The organism is Nonomuraea sp. NPDC050202 (genome assembly GCF_040656115.1).
In the GTDB taxonomy this organism is placed as follows: domain Bacteria; phylum Actinomycetota; class Actinomycetes; order Streptosporangiales; family Streptosporangiaceae; genus Nonomuraea.
In genome coordinates this window covers 1-16,637 of sequence record NZ_JBFALF010000006.1, presented here as the reverse complement: position 1 = coordinate 16,637, position 16,637 = coordinate 1, and the positions used below count along the sequence as shown (strand labels likewise).

General features: G+C 66.2%; 23 protein-coding genes and 1 tRNA gene. 19 read left to right on the top strand and 5 right to left on the bottom strand.

The window, feature by feature from the left end; genetic code table 11:
* Positions 1-9: 9 nt before the first annotated feature.
* On the bottom strand, positions 10-384 hold the full coding sequence (locus AB0I79_RS18885; protein WP_357874338.1) for a hypothetical protein: 375 nt from the start codon (positions 382-384) through the stop codon (positions 10-12).
* 1,048 nt (positions 385-1,432) lie between these two features.
* Between AB0I79_RS18885 and AB0I79_RS18880 the strand changes: the two genes are divergently transcribed.
* Positions 1,433-2,260 (top strand): hypothetical protein, encoded by an 828-nt coding sequence (locus AB0I79_RS18880; protein ID WP_357874335.1) that lies wholly within the window; start codon positions 1,433-1,435, stop codon positions 2,258-2,260.
* A gap of 957 nt (positions 2,261-3,217) precedes the next feature.
* Here AB0I79_RS18880 and AB0I79_RS18875 read toward each other — a convergent pair.
* Complete coding sequence (locus AB0I79_RS18875; protein ID WP_357874332.1) at positions 3,218-3,646, bottom strand: NUDIX domain-containing protein; 429 nt, start codon at positions 3,644-3,646, stop codon at positions 3,218-3,220.
* A gap of 61 nt (positions 3,647-3,707) precedes the next feature.
* On the opposite strand from AB0I79_RS18875, the gene AB0I79_RS18870 reads away from it, so the two are divergent.
* From AB0I79_RS18870 to AB0I79_RS18800, 15 genes are all read left to right on the top strand, one after another.
* On the top strand, positions 3,708-4,499 hold the full coding sequence (locus tag AB0I79_RS18870; RefSeq protein ID WP_357874328.1) for a GntR family transcriptional regulator: 792 nt from the start codon (positions 3,708-3,710) through the stop codon (positions 4,497-4,499).
* 98 nt (positions 4,500-4,597) lie between these two features.
* The gene (locus AB0I79_RS18865; protein WP_168022044.1) at positions 4,598-4,927 is read left to right on the top strand and encodes a hypothetical protein; all 330 of its coding nucleotides are present in this window, start codon (positions 4,598-4,600) and stop codon (positions 4,925-4,927) included.
* 93 nt (positions 4,928-5,020) lie between these two features.
* Positions 5,021-5,248: a hypothetical protein gene (locus tag AB0I79_RS18860; protein WP_357874325.1), complete on the top strand. Its 228-nt coding sequence runs from the start codon at positions 5,021-5,023 to the stop codon at positions 5,246-5,248.
* 3 nt (positions 5,249-5,251) lie between these two features.
* On the top strand, positions 5,252-5,404 hold the full coding sequence (locus tag AB0I79_RS18855; protein WP_357874322.1) for a hypothetical protein: 153 nt from the start codon (positions 5,252-5,254) through the stop codon (positions 5,402-5,404).
* Positions 5,401-6,585 carry an FtsK/SpoIIIE domain-containing protein gene (locus AB0I79_RS18850; protein WP_357874319.1) on the top strand — a complete coding sequence of 395 codons (1,185 nt, stop codon included), beginning with the start codon at positions 5,401-5,403 and terminating at the stop codon, positions 6,583-6,585. The genes AB0I79_RS18855 and AB0I79_RS18850 overlap by 4 nt, the downstream gene beginning before the upstream one ends.
* A gap of 86 nt (positions 6,586-6,671) precedes the next feature.
* The gene (locus AB0I79_RS18845; RefSeq protein ID WP_357874316.1) at positions 6,672-6,896 is read left to right on the top strand and encodes a helix-turn-helix domain-containing protein; all 225 of its coding nucleotides are present in this window, start codon (positions 6,672-6,674) and stop codon (positions 6,894-6,896) included.
* On the top strand, positions 6,893-7,639 hold the full coding sequence (locus AB0I79_RS18840; protein WP_357874313.1) for a DUF2637 domain-containing protein: 747 nt from the start codon (positions 6,893-6,895) through the stop codon (positions 7,637-7,639). Before AB0I79_RS18845 ends, AB0I79_RS18840 begins: the two co-directional genes overlap by 4 nt.
* A 43-nt stretch (positions 7,640-7,682) precedes the next feature.
* The gene (locus tag AB0I79_RS18835; RefSeq protein WP_357874311.1) at positions 7,683-8,006 is read left to right on the top strand and encodes a hypothetical protein; all 324 of its coding nucleotides are present in this window, start codon (positions 7,683-7,685) and stop codon (positions 8,004-8,006) included.
* A 243-nt stretch (positions 8,007-8,249) separates the two neighbouring features.
* Entirely contained in the window at positions 8,250-8,387 is a 138-nt protein-coding gene (locus tag AB0I79_RS18830; protein ID WP_357874308.1) for a hypothetical protein, read from the top strand.
* A gap of 22 nt (positions 8,388-8,409) precedes the next feature.
* Positions 8,410-8,553: a hypothetical protein gene (locus AB0I79_RS18825; protein WP_168022037.1), complete on the top strand. Its 144-nt coding sequence runs from the start codon at positions 8,410-8,412 to the stop codon at positions 8,551-8,553.
* Between the two features lie 125 nt (positions 8,554-8,678).
* A complete protein-coding gene (locus AB0I79_RS18820) occupies positions 8,679-8,831 on the top strand; it encodes a hypothetical protein (protein WP_357874306.1) in 153 nt (50 codons plus the stop codon).
* 8 nt (positions 8,832-8,839) lie between these two features.
* Positions 8,840-9,067: a hypothetical protein gene (locus AB0I79_RS18815; protein WP_357788643.1), complete on the top strand. Its 228-nt coding sequence runs from the start codon at positions 8,840-8,842 to the stop codon at positions 9,065-9,067.
* A 328-nt stretch (positions 9,068-9,395) separates the two neighbouring features.
* Positions 9,396-10,781: a replication initiator gene (locus AB0I79_RS18810; RefSeq protein ID WP_357874304.1), complete on the top strand. Its 1,386-nt coding sequence runs from the start codon at positions 9,396-9,398 to the stop codon at positions 10,779-10,781.
* Positions 10,778-10,975 (top strand): helix-turn-helix domain-containing protein, encoded by a 198-nt coding sequence (locus AB0I79_RS18805; RefSeq protein WP_168022033.1) that lies wholly within the window; start codon positions 10,778-10,780, stop codon positions 10,973-10,975. Before AB0I79_RS18810 ends, AB0I79_RS18805 begins: the two co-directional genes overlap by 4 nt.
* Positions 10,972-12,165, top strand: coding sequence for a tyrosine-type recombinase/integrase (locus tag AB0I79_RS18800; RefSeq protein ID WP_357874301.1), 1,194 nt, complete (start codon positions 10,972-10,974; stop codon positions 12,163-12,165). Before AB0I79_RS18805 ends, AB0I79_RS18800 begins: the two co-directional genes overlap by 4 nt.
* A 57-nt stretch (positions 12,166-12,222) precedes the next feature.
* Here AB0I79_RS18800 and AB0I79_RS18795 read toward each other — a convergent pair.
* From AB0I79_RS18795 to AB0I79_RS18785, 3 genes are all read right to left on the bottom strand, one after another.
* Positions 12,223-12,298 (bottom strand) — tRNA-Ala (locus tag AB0I79_RS18795).
* A 15-nt stretch (positions 12,299-12,313) separates the two neighbouring features.
* A complete protein-coding gene (locus AB0I79_RS18790; protein ID WP_344476575.1) occupies positions 12,314-13,042 on the bottom strand; it encodes an HAD-IA family hydrolase in 729 nt (242 codons plus the stop codon).
* A gap of 15 nt (positions 13,043-13,057) precedes the next feature.
* Positions 13,058-13,177 carry a DLW-39 family protein gene (locus AB0I79_RS18785; protein ID WP_020542320.1) on the bottom strand — a complete coding sequence of 40 codons (120 nt, stop codon included), beginning with the start codon at positions 13,175-13,177 and terminating at the stop codon, positions 13,058-13,060.
* Positions 13,178-13,770: 593 nt separating this feature from the next.
* On the opposite strand from AB0I79_RS18785, the gene AB0I79_RS18780 reads away from it, so the two are divergent.
* From AB0I79_RS18780 to AB0I79_RS18770, 3 genes are all read left to right on the top strand, one after another.
* Positions 13,771-13,983: a cation transporter gene (locus AB0I79_RS18780; protein ID WP_357874297.1), complete on the top strand. Its 213-nt coding sequence runs from the start codon at positions 13,771-13,773 to the stop codon at positions 13,981-13,983.
* Entirely contained in the window at positions 13,980-14,984 is a 1,005-nt protein-coding gene (locus AB0I79_RS18775; protein ID WP_357874294.1) for a hypothetical protein, read from the top strand. The genes AB0I79_RS18780 and AB0I79_RS18775 overlap by 4 nt, the downstream gene beginning before the upstream one ends.
* A 31-nt stretch (positions 14,985-15,015) precedes the next feature.
* The coding region (locus tag AB0I79_RS18770) for a heavy metal translocating P-type ATPase (protein WP_357874291.1) at positions 15,016-16,637 on the top strand (1,622 nt) is incomplete at its 3' end.

The following is a 16,637-nucleotide window of genomic DNA, read 5'->3' as shown; positions in this document are numbered from 1 at the left end:
GGGTCATGGCTAGCCCAGCGGCATCTTCCAAAGATCGTATGCGGCGGGAAACATCCAGGTCAGGATGAACGGGCCGAACAACGGGGGCACCGAAACCGGCCAATAGGACCGTGCAGGCAATCTCAAAAGCGCCCGGAGTGCGAGATTGACCACCGCCCACAGGGCGATGAAAAGTCCTACACCGCCAAGCACAATCAGGTAACCAAGAATTCCGTCGTTGTCGGTGGGGTCCCGTTCCGTCAGGCCCAGAGCGACTAGCGGAGAGTTGGTGAGGTAGTACCAGACGAGACTCAGCGGAAAAACCGCAAAGTAACCGAACAGGACGTTGACGGCGAGCGGGGCCAACCACGCGATTCGCTTCGGGGATGCGACGGTACCGGTCATGAACCCTCTCTATAGCAGCGCACGATGGCGGAGGTGCATCTTGGACACATCACGATGTCGCCCCTGCACGATCAGCCACGGTCCCTGGTAAGCCGGGGTGAGGAACGAACCCCGGATCTTCGATCGCCCCCGACCACATCGAACACCGGCCACCCCGTGGCGATCGTCGTGCTGCATATGGGCGACGGCGCGCAGCGCCGCCGCCCCTTGACGGGGACGAGGGCCTCGTCTTCGTCGGCCCGGACAACGGCCCGCTCCGCAACACGAACCTCAACCGCCGCGTCTGGGCCAAGGCTCTCGAAGGCGGGCGTACCGAAGATCCACTTTCATGACCTGCGACACACCGGGCAACACGCTCGCTGCCAGCGCGGGGGCGTCCACACGGGACCTGATGGCTCGAATGGGTCACTCCAGCACGCGGGCCACCCTGATCTATCAGCACTCGACGGACGCGCGACAGCGGGAGCGCACAAAAGTTGAACGACGTAGCCCGAGGGGCGCTTAGCGAGGTCACCGGGCACGGAACCCTGAACAGCCCTACAGAAGATCGAAAGCCCAGGCCATTGACCTGGGCTTTCATACATGTGGAGCCTAGGAGATTCGAACTCCTGACTTCCTGCTTGCAAACGAAGTGGAACACATGTCCCACGTGCGCGGACGGTGCGCTCCAGGTCCGTCTACGTCCACAGGCGTTCAGGAGGGTGCGTTGTGGTGATAGGCCGTTGTCACCCATTTGGACACTCATCCTCGGGCTGTGCGTGGCCGGTGGCACACTGCCTCTTCATCCCGAACTCCCGGCATGAAGGTCATTGAAGGTTGGGCCTGGCAGCGAAGGTTAGCAACGGTCTCTGGTAGCCGGTCGGGTTGCTGCACAATGCTGCTGCAGCTTGAGTGCGTCTTCGGCGGGGGGATCGGACTGCCCTGAGCACGTCGGGCCGTCGATTGGCGTTACTGTTTTACTGTCCCATGTCTCATTCGTAGGTCTGGGACATCCACTATACTCGTCGGTTGCCGTTGATCCTATCAGATGATAAGGACGTCCCAAATCATGGATTCTGGACTGCAAACTGTAAGTACGTGGGTAGGGCTTTTCTCGGGAATCACAGGCATTATTTTGTCCGTGGTCGCAATCGCTTTTGCCGTGCTCGTACAAAAGGATTCAAATCGAGTCAATGAACAAGCTCGAGCATCTTTGACAAAGATAGAATTTACAATAGAGCGACTGTCGGCCGACACGACAGGGCTCATCAAAGCGGCTTGGGACAAGATGTTAGTGAGCAACGACGATCGACCGCCTAACTTTGACGCATCAAATATCGAATCAGATTCCATTGCACAGGGACTAACAGCGGAGCTACAAGGGGAAATTCTGCGAAATAGACAGAAGCGGCTGGACGCTGGCGAAGCTGTAACCAGGGAAGAGATTGATTCCATAAAGGAGGCCCTGGCGAATTTCAGCCAAACCATCGAAGCCCAGCTTCAAGCAGTCGCCAACCATCGTGGTCTCTCAGACAGAGTCACAGCAGCGCAGGCGTCTCTGCTGACCGTCGGCAGCGTAGCAACAGAGTTGATTAGAGAACTAGGACAAGAACACCGCGGCCACCTGTCAGCCAATCAATACCATAAGCTTCTTGAGTCACCAATAGGTGCTGCACTAAAAAAACTGCGGAATATCGGCTTAATTGTGCCTATGGCGGGCCGCGTATTGGATGAAGACAATAAGGGTTTCAAATCTAAGGATCCGGTGTATTGGCTCCCTCCCGGCTCTGCCGAATCGGTGCGCCCAGCTTTGCTTATGATCCCGAAAGATGATTCTGCAGCGGAAAAGGTACGAGAAGAACTGGCTAAAATTGAGTACCCACCGGCGCGAACATAATCACACCTATATACGTTAGGGCGAGTTATCACGTGCTTCGCCTAGGGCGCACTTCCAGTGTGTAAGGATTTCTGAGCCAGCGTTGGCGCAGCTCAGGCTCCATAGGATGGCAATCACGGTCATCTCCTCGTCGGGCAGGCGTAGCTATACCGGGCCGGACGTGCCAGGGCAAGCCGTCATTCGCGTGTACATGTGTCCCGGTGAGCTTCCTCGCGCGCTGGTTGCCCTGCCCGCACATGGCGGCTTGCCCTGGTGCGGCTGGTCTGGTGTCCCTTGGGTGGCCGACGAGGAGATGACCGCACAGGACCTCAGCCACTTCCCGTGATGGGCGGGTCTGGCTCATCTCCGAGGAGGGCCGGGGTTTGGGGCAGAGCCCCAAGGTCTTCTGCCCTTTGCGTGCTCTGCCTTCCCTTCCTTCTGCAGCTGGCCGCCGTCCGTCTCCGCCAGGCAGAGTCACGGGTTGAGGCTTGAGGGCTGCTTGTCCTGGGTTCCTCGATCGTTGGGCTGAGAGCGTAGATGCATGAAGAGGGCGCAGCGCCTGGCGACTCTTGCCGCCTTCTTCCGGAGGTGCCGGCTTGCCGGCACGCGCGCCGCCGCGGCGGGACCGGCCGAAGAGCCGCAGCCCGCCGCGAGCGAGCGCGCAGGGCCAGGCGTTGTGTCGTTGGTCGCTGCGGCGGTGCGCTGCCGGCGGGCACTGAGGTAGGGCGGAGAGTCGCTGAAGCTGTTCTTCGAGGGGATCACGCCTCCCACGACGGAGACGGGTCCGGATGGGCTGGCCTGGTTCTATGCCGGTACTTTTGACGCCGCTCTTCACGGCCTCTTCTTGGAGACCCCTCCCAGGCCCATACCCCGGCACCCAGATGCCGGACGTTCTCTACCGCCCCAAGATCGCGCGGTTCCCGCCGCGCAGCGGCGGGCTTGAAACCGCAGGGAAAGTTGTAACAGCCCAACCAGAGGTCACATGAGGCTGATTCCGTCGTGGTGCCGGATCGCTGGGGTTCCTTCGTGGAGGGCATCGATGATGCGGATGGCGAACGCCTCGGTGACCATGTCTCTGATCTCAGGTTCAGATGCCCACTGGAAGGCGGTGACCTCGTCGTTGGTGGTGAGCTGACCGCCGACGGCCTTGCAACGGAACACGAGGGCCACTATGCCGCGGGCCATGTTCTTGTAGACGCCGGTAAGGGCCAGAGGCTCTACTATCAGGCCAGTCTCTTCTTGGACCTCGCGACGGACACCGTCCGTGATGGTCTCCCCGATCTCGAGTACGCCACCAGGGGCCTGCCACTCCCCGTTGTCCGCCCGGCGCGTCAACAAGGCTCGACCCGAGTCGTCGACAACCACGCCAGCGACGCTCACCGAGTGGCGTCGGTCGAGCTCGACCATCAGTTACCTCCCACGGATAGGGTATCGGTAGTAGATGTACAGACGAGTGAAGGAGCTGGGCGTGGTCAACGAAGGGATTCTGATCCACCAGATCGATCCGTCCAGCGATCGCGCCGTGTTCCGCCAGATCGCAGACCAGCTACGGCAGGCCATTGAGAGCGGTCGGCTCAGGGAAGGCGAGAAGCTTCCTTCGGAAGCGGAGTTGATCGAACACTACGGTGTTGCTCGCATGACGGTACGCCAAGCGATCCAAGAGCTGCGGAACGAAGGCCTGGCGGTTGCCGAGCACGGCCGCGGGGTCTTCGTCCGCCGGCGCCCTCCAGTGAAGCGCTTGGCTTCTGACCGGTTCGCCCGACGTCACCGGAAGGACGGGAAGGCGGCGTTTCTCGCCGAATCGGAGGCTGTGGGCGTCAAGCCGCAAGTCGATCACATCGCCATCAGCGAGGTACAACCACCGCAGGAGATCAGTGAGCGCCTGCGGATCGCCTCTGACACCGCCGTGGTGGCCCGTAGTCGGCGGTACCTCCGGGACGGGCACCCTGTCGAGCTTGCGACCTCGTACATCCCGGCGGAGATCGCGCGGGGAACGCAGATCATGGAGCCGAACTCCGGGCCGGGTGGCATCTACGCGCGCATCGAGGATCAGGGACACACTCTGGAACGGTTCGTAGAGGACGTGTCCACGCGCATGCCGACGCGCGACGAGGCCAAGCTGCTGAATCTGTCCGCGGGTACTCCTGTGTTCCGTCTCATACGGACGGCGTACGACCTCGAAGGTATGGCGGTAGAGGTGTGCGACACGATCATGTCTGGGGATGCGTTCTTGCTGTCCTACGAACTTCCTGCGCACTAGTCGTTGACACCTCTGCTCTACTCCTCTATACATGTATCAAGCAACTCCTCTAGTCGAGTAGGTGACTAGAGGCTACGTCTCGGAGAGGGGACGCGCGCATGCGCAACATTCCGGTGGACATCGCGTCGCTGTCGTTCACGGTCGCGGGTGAGGCTGAGCCCAAGATCGTGGACCGCGCGACGGGTGAGGTGAAGAAGGACGCGGAGGGGCGCGAGCTGTACACGCTGCCGCTGCTGCCCATGCCGAACGACGACCGGCGCAACCCGGTGATCACGGTGACGTTCCCGTCCACGGACTTCCCGCAGATCGTGGTCGGCAGCAAGGTCAAGCCGGTGGGTCTGACCTGCTTCTACTGGCAGATGAACGGGCGTTCCGGGATGGGGTTTCGCTGCGAGGCGATCCGGCCGGCGCCGGAGAAGGCGGCCTAATACGAGAGGTCCCGGAGCGGCCGTGTGCTTGGCGGCTTGGGCCGCTCCGGGGTCTCCGTCCACCCACGTAAGAGGAGAGGAGACCGGTCTAGTATGGCCGACTTCGCGGTCTGGCTGGGGCTGGCGTTGCTGGCTGTCAGCACGGGCTTGTGGGCGTGGCGGCGGTGGGCGCCGACCTCGTTCTGGTACGTGATCGGGTTTCCGGTCAAGGCGCTGGTGGTGTACGGGACGTGGCGGGCGGTGGCCTCGGGCTGCGGTCTGTCCAGGCATCGGCGTCGCTGGCGGTGGACGTTCCCCGGCTTTCCTGGGTTGGGGGGCTGAGGCGTGGAGCTCGCGGAGTTCTGGAGGCGATTGAACGCGGAGCTGGCGGAGCTGACGCCGGAGCAGGCTGACTGTGCGCTGGCCTGGCTGGCCGACCATGAGAGCAACGCTGTGCTCGACGCCATCGCCTACGCGAAGGGGAGGTACCCCAGGTGAAGGGCCTGATGCTTACCAAGCAACGCCGTAGTTTGCGGCGGGTGGAGGTTGAGCGGGCTCCGCGTCTGGGGCTGTTGCGGCCGACGTCCACGGGCTTCCGGGTGACGGTACGGCTGCACGACGGCCAGACCCCCGAGGATTACGAGCGGGTGCTGGACAAGCTGGCGCACGCCTGGCGGGTGCACAGTGTGCGCCTGGTCGGCTGGCGGCCGGGCAAGGTGACGCTGGCCGCGACGATGGTCGATCCGCTGGAGACGGTGGCCGGCGGTCAGTCCCTGGCTGATGGGCTGCTGCGGGTGCGGGTGGGCCGTTTGGACTCCGGTGAGTGGTTCATCATCGATTTCCGGAAGGTGCCGCACTGGCTGAACGTGGGCGCTACTCAGTCCGGGAAGTCGAATCTGGCCAACGCCTTGATCGCGGGTCTCGCGCCGCAGCCAGTGGCGCTGGTCGGCTTCGATCTCAAAGGCGGGGTGGAGTTCACTCCGTATCAGAGACGGTTGTCGGCGCTGGCCACCGAGCGTGCCGAGTGCGCGCGGCTGCTGGCCGACCTGGTCGGGATCATCACGTTTCGGATGGCGTTGTGCCGCCAGTACCGGGTCAAGAACATCTGGCACCCGAGACTGCCGGACGAGGCGCGGCCGATGCCCATCGTCGTGCTGGTGGACGAGGTGGCCGAGCTCTTCCTGATGGCCGATCCGAAGGCGGAGAAGGAAGAGGTCGCCGCGGTCGCCACCCGGCTGCTGCGCATCGCTCAGCTGGGCCGCGCGTTCGGTATCTACCTGGTGGTGTGCGGGCAGCGCGTGGGCTCGGACCTGGGGCCAGGTGTGACCGCGCTGCGTGCGCAGCTGACCGGCCGGATCTGCCACATGGTCAATGACGACGAGACGGCCAAGATGTGCCTGGGTGACATGGACTCGCGGGCTGTGGTGGCGGCTCGGCAGATCTCTCCGGACCGGCCGGGCACGGCTGTGGTGCTGGGGGCCGATAGCAGGTGGCACCTGGAGCGCTCGGTGCACGTCACTGAGGAGGAAGCCGAAGCTGCGGCTGAGGAGCATGCGGAGCTGGCTCCGTCGTGGGCGCTGCTGACTGGCGGACCGGCGATCGAGGTGGCCGACGCGGCGGAGTTGGAGCAGGCGGTGGAGGAGTTCACCGAACCCGACTTCGAGGATCTGCCGGTCTAGCCGTCTGACGGCAACTCCCTGGGCCAGGCGTGAGCCCTGATCACGCCACGTCCCTACCCGATCCATGCCCGATTGGGGAGATCAGCGTGAAGGCACGACCGAGTGCTGCCACGGCGGCACGGCAACGTGGCGCGGCCAAGTCCCGCGCGAAGTACGCCGAGCAAGCGGCAGGTCGGCGCGAGGACTACACGTGGCTGCGTGAAGAGCAGGGCCACAGCATCGCGCAGGCTGCTGAACGCGTCGGCGTGAGCTACCGGCAGGGCCAGCGCTGGGAAGCGCTCCGTCGCCAGGAACGCGAGAGTGCACGATGAACCGGCTCCGTTCGATGATGGTCGACTCTGCGCCGGTGACCGTCCTAGCGGTGATCGCGGCTGTCGGATCGTTCGATCACATTTCCAGCCTGGCGCGCAAGTATGGCCAGCACGGCTGGCGGGCGTGGGCGGTGGCGGTCTGTATCGACCTGCTGTGCGTGATGGCTGCGCGGGAGATCCAGAGGGATAAGCGCACGGGCCGACGTCGCCGCGGACTGCTGTCATGGCCTGCGCTGGTCCTGGCTGGCGGGATCGTGTTGACCTTGGCGGCCAACTTGGCGGAAGCGCCGCAGAGTGCGTGGGGCTGGATCCTGGCCGCGACCCCGGCCGGAGCGTTCCTCATCGCCATGTCGATGCTGGAACGGCGTGCGAGCCATTCGGGCCCTGACACGGTGGCCGTCCGCAGTGAGCCTGCTGCACCCGCATACGAGGAGCCTGCGGCAGAAGAAGGACCTGCGCAGCGTGTTCATGCTGCCCGCGTCGATGAGCCTGAGCAGCCGGCCGCTGCGCCGGAGGACGGGGTGCCACCGCAGCTCGAACAGGCTCCCCCTTCGTCCGCTTCCCCGGACGAGGACGGGCCGGTGCCGGCGCCTGCGCTGCTCGGCTACGCGCGCCGTCTGGCCACCGAGTACGAGGCCGCGCACGGCAGGCCGATCCCCACTGAGGTGCTGCGCACCCGGATGAATGTCGCCCCTGAGCTGGCCGCCGGTCTGGCTGACCGCCTGGGCCTTGGCGGCGGCTGAGACGTCAATTCCGACCGACATCGAGAGACGAGGAGATTCGTTGATGATGACCACCGACTCCACCGTTCGAGCCGAGTTCATCGCTGGGCTGCGTGCGCTGGCGCGGTTCCTGGCTGACAACCCCAAGGTGCCCGTGCCGAGCTATGGCGAGACGATCAGCGTCCACGCCAGTGGCACCGACCAGGAGCAGTGTGCGGCCGTGGACCGAGTGGCCGACCTGATCGGCGCACCGGCCAGTGGCGGGACGCACTACCAGACGACGCGCGACTTCGGACCGATCACCTACTGCGCGGTCGCGGTCAGCGAGCAGGCCATGAACGAGTACACCGCGGCTCTGAGTTACCGAGGGGCGGTGACGACAGCGTGAGCGCGTACTTGCCGGAGCAGGGTCGGCAGGTCCGTGGCGCGGTTGCCTGGCTGGCCATCGGAGGCGTGGCGCTGGTCGCCCTGGGTCTGTCCGGTGGTTTCGGCGAGAGCGGCCCGGCCGCGCCGGCGCGCGTGGTGCCGCCCGTGAGCCCGGCGAGTAGCAGCACGCCGCCGCCGATCACATGCGAGGGGGATCAGTGCTGGTGGACCGACCTCGGCAGGCCCGAAGGGAGGTGACGGGCTGGTGACCGAAGCGAACGGGCGTCCCGCACCGCTGGGGGCCTATCGGTGCTGCACCTGCAATGGCTCTGGCGTCGATGACGACAACCAGACCTGCCGCGATTGCACCGGCACCGGCATCGACAACCACACCGACGACTGAGCGGCGGAAGGAGGAGACAGCCATGGACTACGACCGGCGGGTGAGACAGCTCCGTGAGCAGGGCTACAGCCTCACCCAGGCTCACCGGCAGGCCTTCGCTGAGGCACAGGCCGATCTGAAGGCCCGTGAGGAGGCCATGTTCGACGAGATCGAGCGGGACGGCTAGCGATCCCTGGAGTCGACCGTGAGACCGAAGTCCAGCTTCGACGAAGGCAGACAACGAAAATCCCCCAGGGCCGATCCTCGACCAAGATTCCCGGCCCTGGAGGCTCCACGAAGGAGAACTCCACGATGGCAGCAAAGACGCGGATCTTCCACCCCGGCAAGCCGGGCATCTGGCCCGGCGGTGAGCCCCAGACCGTGCGCGACGCCTATGACGAGCTGCTCGCCCAGGACGAGGCCGACCGGGCCGAGCGAGAGCAGGCCCGGGGGGCGGGCCAATGAGAAGCCGGATGACTGAGGAGCAGCTGGCCGCGCTCAGGGCCAGGACGCAGAACTCCAACGAGCTCAACAAGCTGGCCCAGGCCGCGAACGGTCACGGCGTGACCAGCGTGGAGCGGCGTAGGGCCGAAGCCCAACTGGAGGCTGCGGTCGGGACGAGGAAGGCCAAGCGCCTGCGTGAGGACGCCCTGCGGCAGGCAGGCGCGCGAGGTAAGGGCCTGGGGCGCTGGTTCGGCTGAGGTTGCGGGTGCTCGCTCAGCTCTGCACCGGGCTGGGCGGGTGCCCGGAGCTTCACGCCCTGCGTGATCGCCACGGGACCGGAAGGAGCCCAGTGAGCCGCTACCAGGTGGTTGTCATCGAGACTCTGGCGACTGGTGGACACCACGCGTGGAGCGTGGCCCGCCGTGTGGTGAACCACTTCGCGAGCGCTGCGTGTCAGCGCCCCATCAGAGTTCGCGCCCGGGGACACGAGCGACAGCTTGCCTGCGGTCGTCGTCTGCCCGCTGACCAGCAGTGCGCAGCCTGTCGGCCGCACATCACGATCGTCGAGGTAAGGAGGATCATTCAGTGAGCGATGCGGGGGCGCTCGCCGTACTGACTGGGACGGCCATTCGTGACCTGGCCCGGCATTCGAGCACCAACCTGATCCGCTGGCTAGACCAAGTCCATCGTCTGCACGGCTGTGCAGAACCGGTCCGGCTGACTGGCGAGAGCATCACTCTTGATGCCGCGTCCGGCGAAGTCCTGGCCCACTACCGCACGGATAACGAGCCACACGGACAGCTACTCATCCGGTGTGGGAATCGACGCGCTTCCCGCTGCCCGTCCTGCTCCGAGCTGTATCGCCGGGACACGTACCACCTCATCCGGGCTGGGCTCCTCGGAGGCGCGAAGGGCGTGCCCACCACCGTGCGCGCGCATCCGAAGGTCTTCGCCACACTGACTGCTCCGACGTTCGGTGCGGTGCATCGGGGACCCGGCAAAGATGGCGTCGCTCCGGTGTGCCATCCCCGCCGCTCCGGCTCTGCCTGCTTCGAACGCCACCAGGCCGGCGACACCAGGATCGGTCAGCCTCTCAACCCAGATACCTACGACTACGTCGGTCACGTGCTGTGGAACGCGCACGCGGGCGACCTTTGGCGTCGCTTCACCGTCTACCTGCGGCGTCATCTGGCGGCCTCGGCCGGGCTGACCCAGACCGCGTTCAGCAAGGCGGTACGGGTGTCCTTCGCCAAGGTCGCCGAATACCAGGCTCGTGGCGTCGTGCACTTCCACGCTGTGATCCGCCTCGATGGCCGGACCACTGAGCCGACCGACGTCGAGCCGCCTCCGGCGTGGGCCACGGTGCAGCTGCTGGACAGCGCGATCCGCTCGGCCGCCGCTGCCGTAAGGCTGGAGGCACCTCGGCTCGGGCAACCGACCGAGTACCTGGTTTGGGGTCGCCAGGTTGACGTCAAGCCGGTTCATGGCGGCGACTTCGACGGCGAGCTGTCCGAACAAGCGGTCGCGGGCTACATCGCCAAGTACGCCACCAAGGCCGCGGAAACCTCTGGGACCCTGGACCGCCGGGTCCACGAGCATGACCTGACCCACCTGCACGAGCGAGGAGCTACCCCGCACGCTGCACGACTGATTCGCACGGCCTGGCGGCTCGGCCACCCTGACACCTTCCCCGAGCTGACCGGCCTGCGATTGCGCAAGTGGGCCCACATGCTCGGGTTTCGCGGCCACTTCTCCACGCGGTCCCGTGCCTACTCCACCACCCTCGGCGCCATCCGGCAGGAACGCGCCGACTACCGGCATGAGCAGCTGCGCGCGGCCGGCCTGATGCCGCGAGAGGACGACACCACGCTCGTGCTCGCTCACTGGAGCTTCGCCGGCCAGGGCTACACGCCGGGCGAGTCTCTGCTCATTGATTCTCTCGATCCGCCTAAGGAGGGCCATCCATCATGAACGCGACCGACGACGTGCGGCTCTATCGAGTCCGAGATGCCATGACGCTCCTGGGGCAGAGCCGTTCGTCGATCTATGAGCTGATTCGTTCAGGCCGACTGCGCACGGTCAAGGAAGGACGGACCAGGCTGGTTCCCTCGACCGCCATCCGCGAGTACATCGCGCTCCTGGAACGTGAGGCGGAGGCTCGATGATGGCCAAGAGAAGGAGCCCTGGTGACGGCGGCCTTCATTGGGATGAGCGGCGGCAGCGCTGGATCGCCTCGGTGACGATCGGCTACAACGCGGCCGGGAAGCGGATCGTCAAGAAGGGCAGCGGCAAGACCAAGACGGAGGCCAAGGCCAAGCTGAAGGAGATCCTTCGCGACTACGAGGATGGCTTGGCGATCGCGCCGCACGACTACACCGTGTCGGACGCCGTGGCCTATTGGCTGGAACATGGGCTCCGGGGCCGGGATGAGAAGACCGTGAGGCTCTACACCGACTTCGCCCGGCTCCACATCGTGCCCGCCCTGGGCCGCCGCAGGCTCCGTGACCTGTCGGTCGAGGACGTCGACAAGTGGCTGGCCGACAAGGCCACCGTACTGAGCACGCGGTCGCTGAAGCTGCTCCACTCCGTGCTCAACCGGGCGATCAGGAACGCGATGAAGCGAGACAAGGTGCGGCGGAATGTCGTGGACTTGTGCGACGTGCCCGATGGGCAGGCTGGCCGGCCTTCCCGAGCTCTGTCCGTGGCGCAAGCCGAAGCCGTGGTTGTCGCGGCCGAACAGGCAGACATCCGGATCGGGGCGTACATCCTGCTCTCGCTGCTCACTGGAGCTCGTACGGAAGAGGTACGGGCGCTGACGTGGTCGCACGTCGTGGCCTTCGACGAGAGGCGCCAGGCGTGGCTTCCGGTCACGGGGGCCGGGTGGGCGCATCGGGAGTTCGCGATGTACGTCTGGCGATCCGTGCGCAAAAAGGGTGACACGAAGACCGTGAAGTCGCGCCGGACGCTGAAGCTGCCCGCTCGCGCGGTGAAGGCTCTGCGGCTGCTGATGGAGGACCAGGAGAAGGCGCCGGCCGCGGTGGACGGCGGGACTGACGGCCTGGTGTTCCGCACGAAGAACGGCACGGCCCTGACCGCTACGAACGTGCGGCGGGACTTCCGCAAAGTCATTGTGAGCGCGGGCCTGGCGGGTGCTGAGTGGACGCCTCGCGAGCTGCGGCACAGCTTCGTGTCGCTCCTGTCGGACTCCGGCGTGCCGATCGAGGACATCTCGCGGTTGGTGGGCCACGCCAACACCGTGGTCACGGAGACGGTCTACCGGTTCCAGCTCCGGCCGGTGTTGTTGGAAGGAGCAGAGGCCATGGACAGCATCTTCCCAGTACAGGAAGAGGCGTAGTCACTCACTCAGTCACGCACCCCCACTAAGTGATCTTAGATGGGGGTGCGTTGTTGCTGGTGGAGCCTAGGAGATTCGAACTCCTGACTTCCTGCTTGCAAAGCAGGCGCTCTGCCAACTGAGCTAAGGCCCCTTCGACGAAGATAGCTTACCGGGCGGAGGAAGCTACCTGCGTCGTACCAAGGTCGTCGCTCAGGATCAAGTTCGGGAAGTCGGCGATCGAGTCGAGGATGTGGGTGGCGCCGCCCTTCAGGAGGCGTTCTCTGCTGTGCACGCCCGTCATGACGCCTGCCACGATCGATGCCCCGGCTCGCTTGCCGCAGAGCATGTCGCTCTCCGAGTCGCCGATGACGGCCACCTGGCGTACGTCGGGCACTCCCAGCCGGAGTACGGCGTGGAGGACCATGTCGGGCCAGGGGCGGCCGCGGCCGCCGGCGTCTTCGGGGGAGATGGCCAGGTCGATCTTGTCGTGCCAGCCCAGGACGCTCAGGACACGGCTCAGGGTGGTGCGGCTGAAGCCGGTGATCAGGGCCAGCTTGATGCCGGTGCCGCGGAGCTTGTCGAGGACCTCCAGGACTCCGGGCACGGGGACGAGACCTGCCCGCTCCAGCGCTCCCTCGTAGGAGCGCTCGAACGTCAGGTTAGCCGCCTGGGCCTGGGCCTCGTTGCCGGGGAAGATCCCACGGAAGACATCGATCTTGGGGCAGCCCCGGGACCGGTGCACGTGAACCATGGCACGCGCGTACGCTCCGGTCCCGGGCACTATGCCCTGGGTCGCGATCGCCTCGGCGAAGGCGCGCTCGACCATGGCGATGTCACCGACTGTGGTGCCTGCCAGGTCCAGGCACGCCAGCTTGATGGGGACGACGTCACTCATCGCCTCGCCGGTCGGTTAGTTCTCGCTACCGGTCGCCTCTGTCCAGAGATCGAGCTCTGCGCGGTCGGCCTGCACCTTACGCCAGATCAGCAACCCCCCGAGGGCGATCAGCGCCAGAACGAGCAGCTTCTTCACGGTGTGACCCCACTTCTTCGACGGTCTCACCTGCCGGGGTGAGACCCAACGGTTGACAAGCAGCCTAGCAAGGTATGGCTGCGGTCCCTGTGTTGTGCTCTGACCAGATGGGCCGAATGTGTGGCCCATCTGGGACAACAGCTCGATCATGCCAAATATCCAGCCCGGATGCGCAGGGGGTTCCTGATGGGGTGACGCGTGTCCATGGTGCAGGAGGGACGAGCGCCCTTCCAGGGAGCCTGGGGGAGTGCGCTTGCCGGCGTTCATCGCTGGTCCCAGAACGCCGCACACAGCACACGCAGGCCTCCGCCACACACCTGCTGACCCAGGTCAATGCCTCTAGGCTTTCGGGCCACATCGGCCAGCTTGACATACCCCCGGGGGGTGTATTAGGTTCCGGATCGTTCGGAGATACCCCCAAGGGGTATGAGAAGCGGGCAGGGTGACGACATGCCGCCAGGCGTACGCCATCCGTATCCACAAGAGAAACGTGACCCGAATCTCACAAGACCCCGACTCCAATACCCTAGGGGGGTACGGTGTTAGACTCGAAGCAGAGACTGGAGACGACGATGACGTCCAAGGAGACAGCGATGAGCACCGCCACCTACACCGTGCACGGCATGACCTGCGGCCACTGCGTGAGCTCGGTCAAGGAGGAGGTCAGCGAGGTCGCCGGCGTCACGAACGTCGAGGTGGACCTGGCCACCGGCCTGCTGACCGTTGGCAGCGAAGGCCCCGTCGACCGCGCGAGGATCGCCACCGCGGTGGAGGAGGCCGGCTACGAGCTGGCGGATCGATCATGAACACGGCCGCCAAGCTCGGCTCGTACGCCCTGGGCCTGGCCGTCGTCTTCGGCGGCGCCCTGGGCGTGGGCAAGGTGGTGGGCCCGTCCCCGGCGAGCACGGCGATCGCGACCGCCCCGGGCGTGGGCGGCCACGCAGCCGACGGGTCCGGCAGCCACGCAGCGGACGGCCCCGGCAGCCACGCAGCGACAGAAGGCCACGCGGGCGACGACCACGCCACCCAGCCCGAGCAGCGGCAACAAGCGGCAAGCAAGACCAGCGATACCCCTGGGGGGCTCCAAGTGTCGCAGAACGGCTACACACTCAACCCGATCACCTCGCTCACGGCCGGGGTTCCGACCGACTTCAAGTTCACCGTGATCGGCCCCGACGGCAAGCCCGTCACCGACTACCAGGTCGAGCACGACAAGAAGCTGCACTTCATCGTCGCCTCCCGCGACCTGACGAGCTTCCAGCACCTCCACCCCGACCTGGCCCCCGACGGCACGTGGTCGGTCAAGCTGACGCTGCCGAAGGCGGGCGCGTACCGGGCGTTCGCCGACTTCGTCCCCGCGGGCGGGGAGAAGCTCACGCTCGGCGCGGACCTGCAGGCCGCGGGCGACTACCGGCCCGAGCCGCTGCCCCACGTCAGCCGTACGGCGGCCGTCGACGACTACACGGTCAACCTGGCCGGCGACCTGGTCCCGGGCAGTTCCGGCAAGCTCACGCTGACGGTCAGCAAGGACGGAGAGCCGGTCACCGACCTGGAGCCCTACCTTGGGGCGTACGGTCACCTGGTGGCACTGCGCGCGGGCGACCTGGCGTACCTGCACGTACACCCGGAGGAGAGCAAGCAGGCGGGGCCCGAGATCACCTTCTACGCGCAGGCGCCCAGCCGCGGCGACTACCGGCTGTTCCTCGACTTCAAGCACGAGGGCAAGGTCCGTACGGCGAGCTTCACCGCCACGGCCACCCTGTCGGACGGGCACGCCCCCTCCGCGACCCACGACCACAGCCACTGAGAAACGAAACCCGCTGAAGAAAGGAGAGGTGATGTCTTCTCTGGGCGGAGCCACCCAGGACAGAGCTGTCGAACTCACGATCGGCGGCATGACGTGCGCATCGTGCGCCAACCGTATCGAGCGCAAGCTGAACAAGCTGGACGGCGTGACGGCGACGGTCAACTACGCGACGGAGAAGGCGAAGGTCACCTTTCCCGAGGACGTGGATGCGCGGCAGTTGATCGCCGAGGTGGAGAAGGCCGGCTACACGGCCGAGCTGCCCGAGGCCGCCCCGGCGCCGGACGAGCCGGTGGATGAGCTGCGGTCGCTGCGGCAGCGGCTGATCGTCTCGGTGGTGTTGTCGGTGCCGGTGGTGGCGATGGCGATGATCCCGGCGTTGCAGTTCACGAACTGGCAGTGGTTGTCGCTGACGCTGGCCGCGCCGGTGGTGGCGTACGCGGGCTGGCCGTTCCACAAGGCCGCCTGGACCAACCTGCGGCACGGCGCGGCCACCATGGACACGCTGATCTCGCTCGGCACGCTGGCCGCGCTCGGCTGGTCGGTGTGGGCGCTGTTCTTCGGCAGCGCGGGCACGCCGGGGATGACGCACCCGTTCGCGTTCACGATCGAGCGCACCGACGGCTCGGGCAACATCTACCTGGAGACGGCGGCGGCGGTGACCGCGTTCATCCTGGCCGGACGCTACTTCGAGGCCCGCTCCAAGCGGCGGGCCGGGGCGGCGCTGCGGGCGCTGATGGAGCTGGGCGCCAAGGACGTGGAGCTGGCCGACGGCCGGCGGATCCCGGTCGAGCAGCTCAAGAGCGGGGACCGGTTCGTCGTCCGGCCGGGCGAGAAGATCGCCACCGATGGGGTCATCGAGGAGGGCACCTCGGCGGTGGACGCCTCGATGCTGACCGGCGAGTCGGTGCCGGTGGAGGTGCGGCCGGGCGATCCGGTGACCGGGGCGACGGTGAACGCGGGCGGGCGGCTGATCGTCCGCGCTACCCGGGTCGGCGCGGACACGCAGCTCGCCCAGATGGCCAGGCTGGTGGAGGAGGCGCAGACCGGCAAGGCGCAGGTGCAGCGGCTGGCCGACCGTATCTCCGGCATCTTCGTGCCGATCGTGATCGCCCTCGCTCTCGGCACGCTGGGCTTCTGGCTGGGCACCGGCGACGGGGTGGGGGCGGCGTTCACCGCCGCGGTGGCGGTGCTGATCATCGCCTGCCCGTGCGCGCTGGGGCTGGCCACGCCGACCGCGTTGCTGGTGGGCACCGGGCGGGGCGCCCAGCTCGGCATCCTGATCAAGGGGCCGGAGGTGCTGGAGTCCACCCGCCGGATCGACACGGTCGTGCTGGACAAGACCGGCACGGTCACCGAGGGCAAGATGACGCTCACGGCTGTCCACGTGGCCGAGGGCGAGAACGAGGAAGAGGTGCTGCGGTTGGCCGGGGCGCTGGAGCACGCCTCGGAGCACCCGATCGCGCAGGCCATCGCCCGCGAGGCCCGCTCGGAGGCCACCGTCGAAGACTTCGCCAACGTCGAAGGGCTGGGCGTGCAGGGCATTGTGGACGGCCATGCCGTGCTGGTCGGCCGCCCCCGGCTGCTGCAGGAGTGGTCCCAGCACCTGCCGGAGAAGCTGGAGCGCGAGCTCAGGGCCGAGCAGGCGGCCGGTCG